This is a genomic window from Variovorax sp. YR216, from assembly GCF_900107745.1.
Lineage (GTDB): Bacteria > Pseudomonadota > Gammaproteobacteria > Burkholderiales > Burkholderiaceae_C > Variovorax.
This window is the reverse complement of the sequence record NZ_FNRO01000042.1, coordinates 1-1,585: the sequence shown is the minus strand read 5'-3', so window position 1 is coordinate 1,585 and position 1,585 is coordinate 1. Positions and strand designations below refer to the sequence as shown.

Sequence of the window (1,585 nt, the reverse complement as noted above, 5' to 3'; positions counted from 1 at the left end):
ACGGCGAAGTCGGTCACCCCGGCCACGCATTGAACCGTCTGGGTGATCGCGAGGATGTTGCGGGTGCCCACCGAGCCGTCCGGGTTGCGAAAGCCTTCGAAGGTGAAGCCTTCCAGAGGCGGCATCTCCGGTGGCTTGACGGTGGAGATCGGCAGGCCTTCGAGCTCGCGCGCGGCGGGCATCTTCAAGAGGCGCTCGTGCACCCAGCTGCCGGCGGGGATGTGCTTGAGCGCGTAGCCGATGGTGACGTTGTAGCGGCGCACTTCGCCGCCTTCGGGGATGTCGACCAGGGCGACCTTGTGGGCCTGGGGGACCTTCTCGCGCAGGGTCAGGCCCGAGGGGAAGACGGTGCCCGCGGGCAGGCCGCCGTCGTTGGCCACGATCGCGACGTTGTCGCGCTCGTGCATGGTGATGTACAGGGGAGGGCGGTCGGAAGTGGATGGCATGGACGTTCTTGCTCAGCGCTCGAGCATGATGCTCTCAACCCAGTTGGGCCCTTGGCCCGCAGGGCATTCTCCGAGCGTCTGCAGAGAGCCTGTCGCCCCGTCGATTTCGTATAGCCGCAGCCGATGCGAGCGTTGCCCCGCTGCGATCAGGAAGCGGCCGTCTGGCGTGATGTTGAAACCGCGTGGCTGCGTTTCGGTCGGTACGTGGCCGACGAGTGTCAGCGTGCCGTTCGCGGAGTCGACCCGGAAGGCCGCGATGGTGTCGGAGCGCCGTTCGCTGCTGTAGAGGAAGCGGCCGTCCGGCGTGAGATGCAGGTCGGACGCCCACGGGTCGCCGCTGAAGCCCGGCGGCAGCGAACTGATCGTCTGCATCGGCTGCAGGGTGCCGGTGGTTGAATCGAAAGCGAGGACGTCGATGGCGCCGTCCAGCTCGTTGAGCAGGTAGACGAAGCGCGCATCGGCGCTGAACACGAAGTGCCGCGGACTTGCCGAAGCGTGCGGCTGCAACGTGGGCGGTGTGTTGGGCGTCACCTGTCCGCTGGCCGAATCGAAGCGAAGCTGAACGACGACACCCGCACCCAGCGTGCTCGCGAAGACGAAGCGGTTCGACGGGTCGGACTGGATCGCGTGCGCGTTGGGGCCGGTCGGCATCACCTGTAGGGTGGACTGAACGGCCCCGTTGGCGTCGATCGAATTGACCGCGATCAGGTTGCCGCCATACGAAGCGCTGAACAGGTAGCGACCGGCGCGATCGGTCGCGATGTACGCCATGCTGTGCGGCAGCGCCGCCGCACCCAGGGGCGCGAGCCGGCCGCTCTTCGGGTCGATCGCAAAGCTCAGCGCCTCGCGCGGCTCCGAGCGCCGTGCGGCGTAGAGCCGCCGGCGGTCGGGGCTCAATGCGAGCGGCATCACTTCCCCGCCGACCGGCACGGTCTGCACCGGCACGAGCGTCCGCTGGTGGGGGTCGAGATGCAGGACGCTGATGTCGCCGCTCTCGGCGTTGGACACGTAGACGCAGAACATCGTCAGAACACCGGATGACCGTTGATGATCGACGGCAGCCAGGTCGAGAACGAGGGCACGTAGGTCACCAGCGTGATCGCGATGAAGATCGCCAGGTAGTAGGGCCACGCGGTCTT

At 67.1% G+C, this 1,585-nt stretch carries 2 protein-coding genes; both read right to left on the bottom strand.

Annotated features, from left to right (window positions below):
* Positions 1-446, bottom strand: a 446-nt coding sequence (locus BLW05_RS35215; RefSeq protein WP_177142965.1) for a UxaA family hydrolase, incomplete at its 3' end; no start/stop codon positions are given.
* A 12-nt stretch (positions 447-458) separates the two neighbouring features.
* On the bottom strand, positions 459-1,469 hold the full coding sequence (locus BLW05_RS35210) for a lactonase family protein (RefSeq protein ID WP_093169577.1): 1,011 nt from the start codon (positions 1,467-1,469) through the stop codon (positions 459-461).
* Between the last annotated feature and the right edge of the window lie 116 nt (positions 1,470-1,585).

Coding starts and splice junctions, on each gene's coding strand:
- BLW05_RS35210 (WP_093169577.1), bottom strand. CDS start 1,469: ATGTTCTGCGTCTACGTGTCCAACGCCGAGAGCGGCGACATCAGCGTC.